Origin of the sequence: Chryseosolibacter histidinae (assembly GCF_018598225.1) — a bacterium.
In the GTDB taxonomy this organism is placed as follows: Bacteria; Bacteroidota; Bacteroidia; order Cytophagales; family Cyclobacteriaceae; genus Chryseosolibacter; species Chryseosolibacter histidini.
On record NZ_JAHESF010000022.1, the window covers coordinates 43,847 to 59,692 of the forward strand.

The window sequence follows — 15,846 nt, forward strand, 5'->3', positions numbered from 1 at the left end:
GGAATCGCTCAACTTCTGTTTTGAAGTGTTAAGGTTAAAAGTTTGAAGTTTAAAGTTAGGTTGTGTATTCTCGAATTCTTCACGGCACCCTAACTTTAAACTTTGAACTTTAAACTTTTAATTTTAAATATAAATCCTCTATTGCTTCACAATATGATAGCGCGATGTTCCTACCGCCGAAGTAAAAGTCAGAACATAATTACCAGCAGGATGGCCTGCGAGGTCAACAGCCAGGGGCACATCGGAAGGTGAAAGTTTTTTTCTGAGGATCACTTTTCCGTTCCGGTCACTGAGCGAAACATAACCTGCTGTACTTTCACCACTGATCCACAGCGTTCCATTTACCGGGTTGGGATAATACGAGAGCTCCTGGCTACCACTGTCCGTTCTCGCGGCGCTCATGAGGCTTTGCTGACACTCATCCAGCACTTCCTGGTTTACCCAGAGCACACATCCGGTGGTCTTATGCGTGATCACAACGGTATAAGTACCGGCTGGCAATGATCCAACCCAGTGGCTGACGGAAAGTATGGGACTTATATAAGGCGTAACACCAGCGTACCACTCATAGGTGTAGTCTGCCACCAAACCCTGCGGCACTGCCCTCAGCTGGCCGTTTGGCACCGTGCAGGAAGTATTGTTCGATAGCACTTCAACATAGGCTATTACAGGCGTGATCTGATCCTGCACCATGGCACTTATAACGGCCTGGCACTGGGATGTTTTGTGCGTGGCCACAACGGTGTACATACCTGCTGATAAAGAGCCGAGCGCAGGGCTGGTGCCGAGCACAGGGCCCCAGGTACCTGCTCCCTGATACCATACGAATGTATAATCGGAATATGATCCTGCCACTACTGCCTGTAATGAACCGTTTGGCAGACCACAGGAGGTCTGATCAGACACGATCGTTACAGAAAGGTTTATCAATATCTGTTCATACTGTACGATGGCGCTGACCTGCGACTCACATTGCGTAAAATTATTCACCGCCACCACCGTATATATACCTGCAGACAACCCACTGATGGTTGCACTTGTCGACAATACAGGTCCACCGGTTGTTGTGCCGGCAAACCAGGAGTAGCTGTAATCTGTAGCAAGGCCCGGCGCAACCACGGCCTGCAGCGATCCAAAAGCACACGAAGTTTCGTTCGAGAGCACGTTAACGGAGACGGACGGGATCACGCGTTCATCCTGCACAATGACAGACATCGGCCCCACCACCGCGGATGTGGAATTGTTGGTAGCCGTCACGGTATAAAAACCGGGCTGCAGATTCACAGCCGTGGGTTGTACCGCCAGCAGTGGTCCCGTGGTATCGAAGCCCTGATACCACCTGAAAGTGTAGTTAAGTGTACTGCCATCAACGGAAGCCGATGCGGAACCATTCGGTGCGGCACAACTCGTGTTTCCTTGTGAACTGATGATCAGACTCTGGGCAAATGATAAGACGCTGCAAAAAACGAAAAAAGTTACTGCAAAGAGATTTCTCAGAAGGGTTTTCATAACTGGATTGGGTTAGTTTTTTATCTAAGTTGCTCCAATCCTCCGGCCCTGAAAAAGCCACCGGGCGGCTTTTAATACACTTGTAATAAACCCCGAATCACACAACGGCCAGCGTGCCTGAAAACGCTGTTTCTGACTAGAATTTCGTCCGAAAGGACTATCGAATTAGATGTGAGAATGGTTTGCCAGTTGCCGGTTTCCGGTTGCCAGTTTGCGCGAAGGACCAGTCACTGCAGACATTTCGGAAGCTTACTCAGGTTTATTGGGGCTATACGCAACTTGCCAGCTGGCAACCGGTAACCAATTACGGCTTCGCCGTATGCCACTCTTTATTCCAGATGTCGGTGTATTGTTCGGGGTGGCGTTTGAACTGGGCGTGAACATAGGGGCACAGGGGAACCACTTTGAGGTTGTGCTTACGAACATACGCGACCATGGTTTCCAGGAGCTTGCCTGCCACCCCCTGCCCTTTGAGCTTTTCGGCCACTTCGGTGTGATACACGATCAGGTTGCCGCCAGCGATGCTGATCTCCATTTCAGCGATCCTTACGCCATTTTCTTCTATAACAAAGGCACCCCTGCCTGCGTCATTGAGTTTTAACTGGATCTCGTTCATTGTCGGGACATTAATCATTTTTGGATCGAATGCAATCTAGGGGTCTGATGTTTTTCAAACAAGATTGGGGCGCTGACGGTTCACACGAGCGGAAAATACCTCATCGCAATCGAAACAGTACCGCATAAAACAAAACCCATCACCCTGTTTTACCAGCGTGATGGGCCTGATATGACTATTGTTTATCGTTTACGGTTTCTTGATCTTCTCATCATCGGGTGGGTTTGGCTGGGTTCCAGGATGAGCGCCCTCTGCCTGGCTTTTTTTAATGTCTTCAAGTGTTTTTTCCCTGTCATTCAAAAGAGATTTTCCGTTTCCATCTCTGGTCCTGATTCCATAGGCTTCCTCCAAAAAAGCTTCGGCTTCCTTTTCTCGCTCTTGTTCATACGTATTCAGAATTATCGTCTGATGCATACCCAGAACCGCATTCAAAAGCGGATCATTGGTCTTCTTAAAATAACCAGCGTCTCCATTCGACCACTTTTTCAAGATCCCATATTTCACTGCCTGTGCAAATAAGATCGCTTCATAAAACAGCCTGTTCGCACCCACATCTTTTGAGGCAACGTTTTTTTCACTTAAAACTTCGCTCACACTCATCACAATAGACGGTTTGGCGTCTGCGCTCGGAAGACCACTGAACCTCGCATAAGTTGACTGCCCCCGGCTCCAGGAATTCTCTCCCGACGACTCGATCCTCGGCCCTTGTCCGGGTTCAAGTATTGCAAGTGTTTGCTTTTCATTCAAACCGCTGTGTTTTTGCAGTATCGCTTTAAATTCCGATGACTTGTTTTTGTAGATATGCGGGAGGTTCGTTATCGTGTTCGATATACTATATCTGTTATAGATTGTCGTACTCATTTCAAAGTTTCCGTCCGGGTCGCCGTAACGCACCGGGTTGTTGAACGCAAACCTGAACGGTGTCCACGCCGGGGCCTTGTCTGCCTGTGGGTCTAAAACATTCCACCGCGCCATTTCCGGATCATACATCCGCGCGCCAAAGTCATCCCAGTTCAGCCCAAGCTCCGTCTGCCTTTCCTTTCCATTGAATCTGTAATGCTGATCAACACTGTTCTCGCGTGAAAATGAATTGAAAGCCTGACCAAAAGGATAGTACTCATCACTGCTCACGATCATTGAATTGATGTTCTCTACGGTGAAGTCGTCAAAGTACACCTCCACCGGTGTATCGTTCTCGTTACTCAGGTAGATGTATACATAACCCGGCTCGGTGATGGCAAGCTCCTTTGAGAGTCTCTCGTGAGCCACGCCACTTCCATTCTCCTTCGCATTGGTGGAAAGCTTCACAAATCCGGCGTTTCTGTAGTTGAACGACCGGTCGAAGACAATATAGTTCAGGTAGGCCCTGGGACCTGCGCCCGTGCTGCCACTTTTATCCATCAGTCCATCGAAAGGAAATACAACGTCACCAATGCTTCCAGCGGCGCCACCGTCAACCACCGTTCCGGCCGGCGCTGTACCTGCGGCAACAGTAGCCATGAAGTTATTCAAAGCAGTAGTCCAGTTTGCCTGTTCCGGGTCGAGGTATTTGGCAAATACCTGCATACGGATCACATCACCCGTCATTACGCTCAACGACTTTGCCAGCCCGATACGCTCCTGCTGTGTTCCATTCAACCTTGCAGCATAGTGTGAAGCACCTTGCTGCGTATGATCAAAGAGCGCGTAGTTCACCTTAACAGCTTCGTCCAGGTGCAGGAACTTTCCCTGCTCCTGTTTGGCGTTGAGCTTCTCCAGCGTTGCCGTAGCGCTAAACGTTTCCGGTGCCGATGTGAAAGTAACACGGATGTTGCCAAGGTGGTCTTTCAGGTAATACTGATACTCCGGCACGGACGTCTTCATCACCACCCTGCCCTCTTCCGTGGAAAAGTGCTCGATCTGCCCGTTCTCATTATACTCGATACCTTTAACATAGTGTCGTGTAGTGATCGCGCCTGTGGAATCAACCACCGTCTTGCTCAGCCGCGTGCCCAGCGCATCGTAGCTATAATGGACCTCTCCCTTGTCTGTGACCACCACTGCATCTGTCAGGTTCAGGTGATTGTAGGTAATGGACTCGATATCCTTGTTGCTGTTGGCGATCATGTTACCATTGGCATCATAGGTAAATTCCGCTTCCCCGGCATCATTATCCGTAACAAGATCATGCCTCATCAGGCTATTGCCAGCATAAGTATAGTCAAAGCTCTCCGCCCTCCCGGCAACATTCCTGGTCAGCGACAGCATATTACCATTCAGGTCATACCTGATGCCGTTTTCGCTATAGGCACCTGAAATAAAATTTCCCGCACTGTTCACACCATTGTGCGTGGCTGTGTGCATTCTGCCGAGCCTGTCATATTCGAAGGCATATCCACTGAACCGGTTCAGTACCCTGTCATTGAAAATGAGCTCTGCTATGTTACCATTGTACTGCCGTGTGGAAGCGCTGATCACCGGAGGTTCGTTATAGACGAGCTCCATGCCGAACAGGTCCGAAGGTTCGCTCAGGGTGCGGTCATTGATCGATCTCAGCCAGCCGCGAATGTTGTAACGATAGTCAACCTTCTGAAGATGGTTATTCCCGCTGACGCTGTGCAGTTTCTTCTCCACCTGCTGGCCCAGCGCATTATAAACATAGCTTGCCAGTGTAACCGGCACACCTGTGTTCACCTGATGCTTCAGTGCCGTGAGCCTGCCGGCGTGATCGTACTCATAAAATCTGTTCTGCGCAAGCGAGGTACCATCGCCCTGGTGCACGTGTCTCGACTGAAGGCGCTGGCCCGCGAAGTCGTACAGGTCGGTAATGATATCGATTCCCTGCAAGTGGTTATCCTGCTGTTGCTGGATCAAATTTCCCTTCCTGTCATAGAAGTAGACGTTGAGCAGCATCTGGCCTGTAGCCGGCACCGCCACTTTCATACCTGTGGCCTTACCGGTGACGCGGTAATCAGGAACAGGATCAACGGCCAGGCCGGACGTCACGAACCTGGGCTCTGTCGTTGCCGGATCATTATCGAAGTTGTAATCGTCATAATACTGCACGGTATGGATCACACTGTTGCCCGCATTCAACACGGGAAAGCCAGTGGTCGTGTAGCCATGCTGCGCCGGATAATTCGCGGCGGTACGTGTTTCATACTGCACCGCATGGTCATCGGCCGCCTGCTGCATTTGTTGTTGTGTTACAGCCGACGCATGTGTGTATATGCCCGACATGATGGGTCGATTGAGGGCATCAAACCTGGTGAATGCCCACTCATTCCGGAGACGCTGGTTACCATCCTGGCTCAGGATCACCTGGTCACGTTTGTTGTAGACCACGTGAACCGGCTCAGCACCAGGCACTTTTTTCGTGCTCACCCTTCCATAACGGTCATATTGATAGGTAAAGCACCACTTCGAAATAAAGGCTGCATCGGGTGTCCAGGCGCCTGATGTCGGCAATGCTTTCACACCTTCAGGTTGAATGACCATCCGCAATTGCGAAAAGAGATCGTACACGTAATAGGTGAATGTTTGTTCTCCTGCATTGACCTCCTTTTTTACGAGCACCGTGCGCTGCTGCCGGTCGCTGAAGTTCCAGGTTTTAAATCCGTTCTCGTCGGTGATCTCCTCCACTGTGAGTTCTCCAGCGCCGTAATAACCTGGCGATGCGCACTGGCCTGTGGAAAGGTTGTAGCTCCACGATCTCACCTGATTGGCTTCGTTGGTTTGAACCTTGTTCTTCACTGTAGCACTGCCGACCTGCCATGATTCTCCAGGCGCGCCCTGCTCGGTCACGCGGTTGAGCGGCGACGTTTCAAACACGGTTTCAGCCCAGGGCACAGCGGTGCCGGCGCGACGGTCAGCGGTTGCAACGGTGGAACTATAAAAGGACAGTTGCTCGCTCGGGCCGTTCGTTTTGAATTTTCCATCATCGCTAACGGCAACGTACGGGAGGTACCTCCTGCTTTCGCGCCCGAAACGGTCATAGGCATGGATCTGAACCACATCCTTTTTTGCAGGTGATGCCTGCGGCGTTAACAGTTGCATGGTGCGTCCAAAGCCATCGGTATACGCAATGGTCTGGGCGTTCTCTCCTGCAGCCAGCATCGGTACTTCCGACTCCAACCGCACACCTTTCTTCCGGATGTTATTGGTAACAACATAGTTCATGTTCTGGCTGCCCAGGCAGCTGACTGGCTGGGGAATGCTGGTCACGACATAAGCAGCGCTTCCGGTGCTCCAGCATCCGTCGCTGCTCCTGGCACGAAGGTAGTATGTTCCCGGAGCGGTCACCTCGATCCAGCGCGCCTTTACCATATCGGTGCCATCAGCGGAACTTTGCCAGTAGTATTCGGTTCCAAAGGTGGGAAGGTCACGCGAAACGGCCAGCATGACCCACTTGCAGTAAAGATACTCTTCCACGTCGAATACAGAAGGCGTGGGCGGAGCGGGTCTCACACTCACCTGTACCGTGGTTGCAGGGCTCCAGCAGCCCGTGGTGCCATCCCTTCGCCGCACATAATACGCATCACTGTAATCGGCCCTGTAATACGAAGTCTCCTGGCTAGTCGACCTGCCATCGGGCGAGCTTTGCCAGTAATACGGACCGCCTATGGGCCAGTAGTTCAGCATGGTGTAACCACATTCCTGAACGATGGTTGGCTGTGGTGCGGGCGTAACATCCGGGTGCATCGTTGCCGTCACCGCCACACGCGGGCCCTCACAGCCCTTTACAGCGCTTACCCAGTACGTGATATTCCCGGACAGCGCCGGTGTTGTTACGGATTCCGTATAAGCAAAGGGACTGCCCCCTGACGGCGATGTATACCAACGGTAACCCTCGGCGTTGGAATAGGATGCCCGCAATATGACCTGATCACCCCGGCAACCGCTTGCTGAAGTAACGGATACAACCGGTGGCGGTGTGATGTAGATCGCCGCGGAAGTGGAGTACAGCTCACAATAGACATTGCCGATAACAGCACGGAAATAGGTTGTCTGTGTCGCGGAGAACTGGTATGTGCTTGACGTGTTGCTGATGGATTGCCAACTCACCTGGTCATAACTTTTCTCCCAGCGTACGATCGGCCCGGAAAAATAACTGAGCGTGACCATTCCTGAATAACTACCGCAGGCACTCAGCACCGTCATGGCTGCCACGCCTTCACTGCTTTCAGCCTGCTGCAACGATTGCTCCTGCTGCCCGCCGGTAAGGCTGCTGCTGGGACCGATGGACGTTGTTCCGCCCGACATCTTGTATACGGACATGGTGGCAAAATTTTTCGTCGGCGGTGGCGCTGCCGTATTAAGATCTTTCGCGAGTACTTCTACAGAACCGCTTGCGGTCAGTTTTCCCGACGAGTTCCAGATCACAGTGACCCTTGATCCTATCGGCTCATCCACAAAGGTGCCGCCCTGGGCGCTCCAGATGATGTCACCCGTGATACCGGTGGCCGTGTACGTATAGGCACGCCCTGCGCAAACCTGCCCGGCCCCGCTGATGTGCTGTGCCATGACAACCTGCGTCATCGCTAACATCAGCACGGCCATAACTTTGATAACCTTTGAACTGTTCATAAAGTATCTTTGAATTGTAATGCGAATAGTTTTGTAAACCGTCTAGTTCTTGTATTGGTACTGATTGTGCTTCACGATATTGCCCTCTTCGTCTTTGACGGTGACCAGTCTTCCCAGGCCATCGTACTGATAAAAGGCAGTGATGTGGTTCTCGTCCGTGGCCGAGGTCATGCTGCCAGACGCATCGTATGTGTAGGTCTTCATGTGCGCTTCCGCGGGATGAAGCCGTACATCGTCGATGAGGTTACCATTGGCCTCTATGGTGAGCTCTCGGGGGCCTGAGAGGGTCCACTGATAACGTGTCCAGGTGGCGCTCACTGCCTGCCATGAGCCATTCACTTTAATGCTGCCTGAGCCCCTGGCCCACAGGGACACCACATAACTGCCCGACTGCAGCGAAGCCGAAACAATACCTTTGAAGGAACGTTTTCCCGTGCGGGCGTCAGTTGAATAATTGTCAGGAGCATCGATGTAAGACCAGTTACCCTTGTTCGCGCTTTCAAATCCTGCATAGGCGCATCGATCGATAGCGGCGTTAAAGATCTTCGCAACGGGCAGGCTGTTGTCATATCCCCAGAGATAAGCTGTTACCACATCACCCGGCGTGGTGACCTGCTCCGGCTTGCCGGCATTGTTATACCGGTCATATTTGATTGTCTCACGATAGTACCGGTCATCGAAGGCGCCATTGTTACTGACGGAGGCACGGAAATCTGTTACCGCCGAGGTAGCACCGAATGTCAGCTGCCGGGAAGGAAGAATGTTGTTTCCGAAGGTGTCGAACTGGTAATACTTTGCCGCGACCACACGCTGGCTTCCATCCTGTGACGTTTCCCTCGTTACAGATTCTATCACCGGTGAAAGAATGTGGCGTTGCACGAGCTGCTGGATGAATGGCGCCGCACCCGGTGTGTATTGCCAGGGGTACCGGTATTCCGTAACAAGCGATTTGCCCTCACTGGTCCGCTCCGTCTCGGAGATCACGAACTGGCGGGCTGCATCGAAAGCCAGTGCTTTCCTGGTGACAAAAGTATGGCCATTCTCATCAAAAAGCGTTTCACGCGAAGACACCATCGGTCTGAATGCAAGGTTGTACGTATATCCTCCAATGGCATAACGCTCTATAAATCCCTCGCCGAAAGGGCCACCTCCGGTGATGGCAAGGCCTATCTTATAAGCCGGGATCTTTTTTATCACCGGTACCGAGTCGTATTTGTTCTCGATCATTCTTACCGCTTTGAAAACGCCCGCGGTCTCATATTTGTAGTCGATCTGTTTCACCAGCAGTCCGCGCGAATGATCATAGGAGCTGGCCGGCGGAAAGGGCACCTGCGTGACGATGTTGTCGGGTGATGTATCAAAGGAGGTAAAAAATGACTCGGTCTTCCCTCCTTCACCGTTGATACCATGGAACACGTTGACCTGCCTGTAGCCGATGTGACTTCCCTGGGTGTTCCCTAAAGCAACGACGCTGTTCGAGATCCGGGATATATAATCTTTCGGATTCAGCACGGGACTGTTGTCATCACCTTCGTGGACCCGCGTTTCAAACTCATACTGTGGTATAGCGGCAATCACACCGCTGGAAACAACTTCCTGGCCATCCAGCATGGTGTAGTCAAACCGTCTCACAATGTCGTTGGCGGTGCTGATCCCGTCATGGTCGGTGATCTTGCTGATCCTGAGCCCGCCCGCGATCTTCGAATTGCTGAGAACGTTCTCGGTCTTTTCAAGCCAGGTGACGGAGGCTGTGGAGCCATCTCTTCCTCCATTCGTACAGGGGTTTCCCAACGTGGACGCTACCAGGTAATATTGCTGACCGGGCCTCAGATCGGTGAAGCTGAGCTCAGCGCTTTTCGTTTGAGCGCTCGAAGAATAGGAAAAATGCCGGATGACATTGCCTGACAGGTCTTCGATCCACGCAGATGGTCCGAGACCCGCTTCATTGATACCGGGAGGAAAGGAGCAGTAGCTTCCCGTGAAAGTGAAGGTAAACGGTTTGTGGCCCGCTTCGGCAATAGCCTCTTGCGGAACCGTAAAGAGCTTCTGCGTAAACTGTCGTACAGATGCCTCGGATGAGGTTGTGGATTGATGGGACACGGAAACCCCTTTCGTAACGGTCTCATAGGTCTTTTCAATCCTGGTGCTGCCAACATAGCTATAAACGTGCGGCTCATAGTCGAACGTTGTACTGCCTCCGGCAGGATAAATGATCTTTGTCAGGATACCGCCGCCCACCGCACCGGAAGGCTCACGGCTCGCGCCGGCATAATTTACCGGAGTGCCATCCCAACGTGTGAAGCGATAGGTAGGAAGCAGTGTTGGCTCCGTGTTATTGTTGGCAAAACCCCAGTGGTCCTGGTTGTTGATCTTCACAGTCGGAAGACCGCCAAGAGAAGGAAGTGTACCTGTGTAAACAAAACGGTGCGGAGGTTTTACCGTGAGTGTACCTGCGGAACCGAGCTCCTGGATGCTTTCCAATGTAAGTCTTCCCGTTGAATTCGTGTAGCTGTTCGCGAAAGCCCTGATCCGTTTGCCGTCGCGGTCCAGCACTTCTATCTCCCCCAGGCTGTAGAGCGTGTTGTAGCCGGGAAGATCGGTGCGGGGCTGGCTGCTGTTTTTCAGCAGAATGCTGGCGCCCGACCCGGTCACAATACGGCTGAGATATTTTCCGCTGGTGGCCATCGTCTCGTATGAAATATCCGTGTTCGCGGGCTCCCACCCTTCCCGGTGACTCGCCGTCTCCGATGACCTCAACATGTATTGAAGGTCATAAGGCGTGTATTCGAACATCACCACATGGCCCAGCGGCGAAGTGATCCGCGTAAGATACCAACCCGTTACCCGTGGCCGATCATACCGGCATGGATAAAACATGCCCGACTGCGACGTAATGCGAACGCTCTCCTGTGCCTCAAACAGGTATTTCATTCCATCGTCCGTTGTGATCTCCCATGCCTGGATAAACGACGTGGACATTGGGTCGGTATTCAGTCCAACAGGCCTGACGGTAATCCTGCGCTCTGAGCTGACGTCGATCTTCTGCGCCATGTCGAGCGTTTGGTTCCAGTTGAAGGCAAACTTTCCTGTGTACCCGCCGAAATTGAAAGAGAACTGGTCGGGCTGAGCGTCGGCTTCACAGTCTTCCAGGCCATGCAACACCGGAAAACGTTCGGCAGCAGTTCCGGCAAGGATATCCATGGGGGCATGGTGCATGGAAAAATTGATAAAGCCACTGTATCCATACTCGTCGGCCTCTCCCATGATGGTGCGGGTAACAATACCCCCTGCGTTGAGCGTCCATCCGAGCCCTGTCCGCGATGCGATCTCCTCCACTTTATTACCGGCAGCGTGGTAAGACAGTGAGACAGGAACGGTAATGTCACCTTCCTTTAATTCCCAGAGGGGAATACTCACCTGGGGTGTGCCTGTATATAGCCCTACCGGTACAGCAGCGTACCGGGCGAGCGCAGCAGCTTCGGGGGAAGGAGGAATGATATTATCCGAGGCTGTATTCACTGGCTTTACCCCAAGTTGGGCGAGCGCCGTGCCCCAGTCCAGAACAAAAAATGTAATCAGGACGATCCAGGGTCCCTTTCCTTTAAATACATGTGTCATAGAATCAGTAGCGATTTTTTGCGGCAAATTGAGTCATGAGCAGCTCCGTGGCATCACCCACGGGTCTCAAACAGCGTGATCGGGTGTGGAAATGGAGGTATTGGGAGCTGAAATGCAGGCCTCAACCGCCCCTCCCGGGAAGAGACGGGGGCGTTTGCGTAACTGAACGGTTTCATTATATTTGTAACCTAACGGTTACCTATCTCGCCTTGATCGCGAGGTCGGGCCGGTACAGCAATTGAAAAACTTATATCCTATAACAAAAACTCAAAACATGATGAAACCTATTGTTATTGAAAAGCTCCTGGATGCTCCCGTAGAGCGGGTTTGGAAAGCTATCACAGATAAGGACGACATGAAGCAATGGTATTTTGATATTGCTGAATTCAAGCCGGAAGTAGGTTTCGAATTCCAGTTTGAAGGTCAGAATGAAGGCAGGGTTTTCGTGCACCTGTGCAAGGTTACGGAAGTGATCGCCAGGAAAAAGCTCACGTACAGCTGGCGCTACAAAGGCCATGAGGGTAACTCATTTGTGACTTTCGAATTGTCTGAAGAAAGCGGGAAAACCAAAATAAAGCTCACCCATACCGGGCTCGAGACCTTCCCTCCGCTTGCCGATTTTGCAAAAGAGAACTTTGTTGCCGGATGGACAGCGCTTATTGGCTCGCTCCTGCCTGCGTTTGTTGAAAAGAAAGCCTGACCAATTAGTCGTCGGACCAACTGCCTGGCGCAAGGCCCGTGCGCAGTGGTCTGACGACTTTTGCGTATTGTTGTAGCCACGATATGAACAAGCTGCTTCTCCATTTCCAAAAGGCCGGCCTGAATGGCTTTTTTCTTTTTATGCTCGTTGCCGTGGGGCTGAGCTGGCTGTTTCCGTTTTATGGCACGGCGCAAAGTCCACTTCCGCTGGGGCTCATCACTCAATACGGCATTCCGATTATCTTTTTCTTTTATGGTGTGCGGTTAAGTCCTGAACAGCTCAGGGCGGGACTCAGCAACTGGAAACTGCACCTGATCGTGCAAAGCACCACGTTCGTGCTCTTTCCGCTGATTGTATTGTTGTTTTCCTTTCTGCGGAACGATCCGGAGTACCAACTGCTGTGGCTCGGTACATTCTACCTGGCGGCATTGCCTTCCACTGTTTCTTCGTCGGTGGTGATGGTCTCCATTGCACACGGCAACCTGCCCGCAGCGATCTTCAACGCGAGCCTCTCCAGCATGCTTGGAATTTTTATCACACCGCTGTGGATGAGCTTCTTTATCAAAGAGTCCGCCAGCGCTGCGGAGTTTACCGACGTGATTGTCAAGCTCTGCTTCCAGGTGCTGGTGCCGGTGATCGCCGGTTTTCTCATGCACCGATGGCTGGGACGGTTCTCCGAAAGGCATAAAACGAAACTGCGTTACTTTGATCAGGCGGTCATCCTGCTCATCATCTATACGGCTTTCTGCGAATCGTTCTACGGAAATGTTTTCAGCACCCACTCCCTTACCGAGATCGCCCTGCTGGCAGCCGTCATGCTGGCATTCTTCCTGGTCATGTTCGGCCTCATGCAGGTGAGCGCATCCTACCTCGGTTTTTCGAGGGAAGACCGCATCACCATTCTTTTCTGTGGCTCCAAAAAATCGCTGGTACAGGGAGCGCTGATGGGAAGGCTGCTGTTCCCGAATCCTGTTACCCTGGGCGTGATCCTGTTGCCATTGGTTCTTTACCACGCACTACAGCTGCTGGTGGGGAGCGCCATGGCTGAAAAAATGGCGAGGGAATAGAAGCCAGGAGCCAGGAGGAGGAGTCATGAGTAAGAAGTAACAGGTACGCATCAGGAATTGGGATCTTTGAGATCAGCGTATTCGTCTACTCCATCTTTTTGAACAGGCTGTCCGGAATCTACAGGGCGTTCGATGATGCGACTGTGAAGGCGAAGGCTTTCACGTTGCTGTGGCTGAATGGTGGTGGATCTTTCCAACGTTGAGTCTGCAGGCTGCTCGTGCTCTGCAACACCGGGATACGTCCGTACCGCTGGTGCATCTTCGCCTGCGGATCTTCTGGTGCGGTCGTCGCGGGTCCAGCTATCTTCCAGCAACCGAGCCCGTTCATCAACATTAATGGCGCCACACCGGTCGAGAATGTCAGCGATCTTTTCTGCATCGGGCCAGGTGTCTGACTGCACTGCCACCACGGCACCCTGCTGGGCCACAGCCGCATACTTCATCGCCAGATCGGTATCGGCAAAAATGCGCTGAAAGTAACGGCCCATGCTGCTATCGAGCGTATTCTTTTCATCGGTTACATCTCCCCTGCCCCGCGTTGCATCCGGAGTTGAAACATCAATTTTTTCCCTGCTAAGGCCATTCGCTGTCAGCATCTCTGCCGCCGCTTCTGCCTGGCTGTTTGATTCGAAAATACCAATTACTGTTTGAGACATAGTTTTCGTGTTTAGTTGAGTGTCACTCGAACAAAACCATTCCAAGGGGAGCGGGGTAAATTCTATATTCTAAATTCTTTTCAAAGCATGGGGATGTGCTATGGCGATGTAGAGCCAGCAAACCAGGAAGACAATCTCTGGGAAACCATCCGCGAGGTAGATATCGGAGATCACGTCGGTAAGGGCGTAGTAAAAATCGATGCAAATGAAGGCAGCTGCGGTGCCACTGCCAAGTAAGAACGCCGGTCTTCGGTCGGTGCGGATATACAGATACATGACAAGGGTCAGCGCCACCGGGATCAGCAACGCCCCGACGGTCTTCACCAGCCAGATGTCCGTTTTGTAACCCGTCACAGCCATGAAGCTCCTGATATCGACAATGGGCCACAACGCCGTGAGGAAAATGTAAGCGGCCTGGACGATCAGGAGATATTTCAACAATTTCATAGCACTTGTCCTTTTACGAGCAATACTGCTATTCCTGTACCAGTCCATTATCCTGATAAACGGTTTTTTAAACCATGGTAAAAAGTATATTTTTACCTTTTACAACTTAACCTATTAATGTCTCAGCAACCTAAATCTCAGGGAAAACTCATTCAGACTCTAGGATTGTTTTCTGCTTTCACCCTTACCGTAAGCTCCGTGATCGGATCGGGCGTTTATAAAAAGGTAGCGCCCATGTCTGCCGAACTGCTGTCTCCCGACCTGGTGCTCATTGCCTGGGTGGTGGCCGGGCTTATCACTTTATGTGGTACGCTCAGCAACGCAGAGGTAGCCGGTCTGCTGGCCGACTCGGGTGGTGAGTTTGTTTACTTCCGAAAGATCTACAACAAGTTCTTTGCTTTTCTCTTCGGATGGACCACCTTCACCGTGATCCGCTCTGCGGCCGTGGCCTCCATCGCCTATATTTTCGCACAGTCGTTCAACGCCCTTATACCGGTGCCTACCTTGTCTGAATCGTGGGCCCAGGTCACCTTGCTGGGGGTCTTCACACCCTTCGACAACTTTGGCGTAAAGTGCCTCACCGTGCTGCTGATCCTGGTGCTCTCCTACAATAATTACATCGGCATCAAGTTCGGCGAAGGCCTGAGCAAGGGCGTGCTCATCATCGTGGTAGCCAGCATCTTCCTCATCATCGTGCTCGGCCTCACTATCGGCGGCGGCAGCCTGGAAAATTTCAGTACCTCGAGCACCCACTATGTGTCACGCTCGATCACCGATCCTTCGTTCATCACCAGCTTCTTCGCAGCGCTGCTCGCAGCCTTCTGGGCCTACGAAGGATGGAGCGCCACAGGTTACATCGGCGGGGAGATCAAAAATCCGAAGCGCAACCTTCCGCTGGCCCTGGTACTGGGTGTTTCGTTTGTGATGGTGGTATATGTGCTCATCAACTTCACGTACCTGTATGTGCTGCCCATCGATGAGATCGTCAACTCTCAAAAATCGCAGAACACCATCGCCGCCATTACGGTGATCAGGCATTTCCTCGGCTCTGGCGGAGCGCTGTTCATCTCCATCCTCATCCTGCTTACCACCTTCGGCTGCACCAACACCACACTGCTCGGTCCGCCGCGCCTATACTACGCCATGGCCAAAGAAGGTATGTTCTTCAAGTCAGCATCATACATCCATCCCAAATACAATACGCCCTCCAATGCCATTGTGATCCAGGCGGTGTGGTCATCGCTGCTTGTATTTTCGGGAAGCTTCGATCAGCTCACAGACATGCTGATCTTCGCGGCCTTCATCTTCTACGGAGCCACCACCCTGGGCGTGTTCATCCTTCGCAAGAAGATGCCGGATGCCCACCGTCCCTACAAAGCGTGGGGCTACCCCGTTGTTCCCGTGATCTTTATTCTCTTCTGCCTGGCGCTGATCACTATTACGCTGATCGGCAAACCCCGTGAAGCGCTGATCGGCCTGGCGCTGATGGCCAGTGGGCTGCCGTTTTATTTTTATTGGAATAGAAATAGTCTACGGTCCACGGTCGACAGTCCACGGCAGTAGCGTGTCTGCAACCCTTTGAGCGTTTTTCGTGAGGCAGAATCTCTGCTTAAGATGTACCACGTGAATAGCGCTCAAGGGGTTGATCGTGCCTCGTGAAAGGCACGA

9 protein-coding genes are annotated in these 15,846 nt (G+C 52.1%); 3 read left to right on the top strand and 6 right to left on the bottom strand.

Annotation, left to right across the window (positions count from 1 at the left end):
- Positions 1-138 precede the first annotated feature (138 nt).
- From KK083_RS20010 to KK083_RS20025, 4 genes are all read right to left on the bottom strand, one after another.
- Positions 139-1,509, bottom strand: coding sequence for a T9SS type A sorting domain-containing protein (locus tag KK083_RS20010; protein ID WP_254166863.1), 1,371 nt, complete (start codon positions 1,507-1,509; stop codon positions 139-141).
- Between the two features lie 304 nt (positions 1,510-1,813).
- Positions 1,814-2,125: a GNAT family N-acetyltransferase gene (locus KK083_RS20015; RefSeq protein ID WP_254166871.1), complete on the bottom strand. Its 312-nt coding sequence runs from the start codon at positions 2,123-2,125 to the stop codon at positions 1,814-1,816.
- A 189-nt stretch (positions 2,126-2,314) separates the two neighbouring features.
- Complete coding sequence (locus KK083_RS20020) at positions 2,315-7,690, bottom strand: DUF6443 domain-containing protein (protein WP_254166879.1); 5,376 nt, start codon at positions 7,688-7,690, stop codon at positions 2,315-2,317.
- Positions 7,691-7,732: 42 nt separating this feature from the next.
- On the bottom strand, positions 7,733-11,308 hold the full coding sequence (locus KK083_RS20025) for an RHS repeat domain-containing protein (RefSeq protein WP_254166881.1): 3,576 nt from the start codon (positions 11,306-11,308) through the stop codon (positions 7,733-7,735).
- Positions 11,309-11,582: 274 nt separating this feature from the next.
- Here KK083_RS20025 and KK083_RS20030 point away from each other — a divergent pair, with 274 nt between their 5' ends.
- Both KK083_RS20030 and KK083_RS20035 read left to right on the top strand, forming a co-directional pair.
- Positions 11,583-12,008: an SRPBCC family protein gene (locus KK083_RS20030; protein ID WP_254166883.1), complete on the top strand. Its 426-nt coding sequence runs from the start codon at positions 11,583-11,585 to the stop codon at positions 12,006-12,008.
- A gap of 83 nt (positions 12,009-12,091) precedes the next feature.
- The gene (locus tag KK083_RS20035; RefSeq protein ID WP_254166885.1) at positions 12,092-13,075 is read left to right on the top strand and encodes a bile acid:sodium symporter family protein; all 984 of its coding nucleotides are present in this window, start codon (positions 12,092-12,094) and stop codon (positions 13,073-13,075) included.
- Positions 13,076-13,125: 50 nt separating this feature from the next.
- Here the strand turns inward: KK083_RS20035 and KK083_RS20040 are convergent, their stop codons facing one another.
- Together KK083_RS20040 and KK083_RS20045 are read right to left on the bottom strand one after the other, a co-directional pair.
- Positions 13,126-13,731, bottom strand: a complete 606-nt coding sequence (locus tag KK083_RS20040; protein WP_254166887.1) for a hypothetical protein — start codon at positions 13,729-13,731, stop codon at positions 13,126-13,128.
- Positions 13,732-13,800: 69 nt separating this feature from the next.
- The gene (locus KK083_RS20045; RefSeq protein ID WP_254166889.1) at positions 13,801-14,178 is read right to left on the bottom strand and encodes a hypothetical protein; all 378 of its coding nucleotides are present in this window, start codon (positions 14,176-14,178) and stop codon (positions 13,801-13,803) included.
- A gap of 117 nt (positions 14,179-14,295) precedes the next feature.
- Between KK083_RS20045 and KK083_RS20050 the strand changes: the two genes are divergently transcribed.
- Entirely contained in the window at positions 14,296-15,741 is a 1,446-nt protein-coding gene (locus tag KK083_RS20050) for an APC family permease (protein WP_254166898.1), read from the top strand.
- The last annotated feature ends 105 nt before the right edge of the window (positions 15,742-15,846 follow it).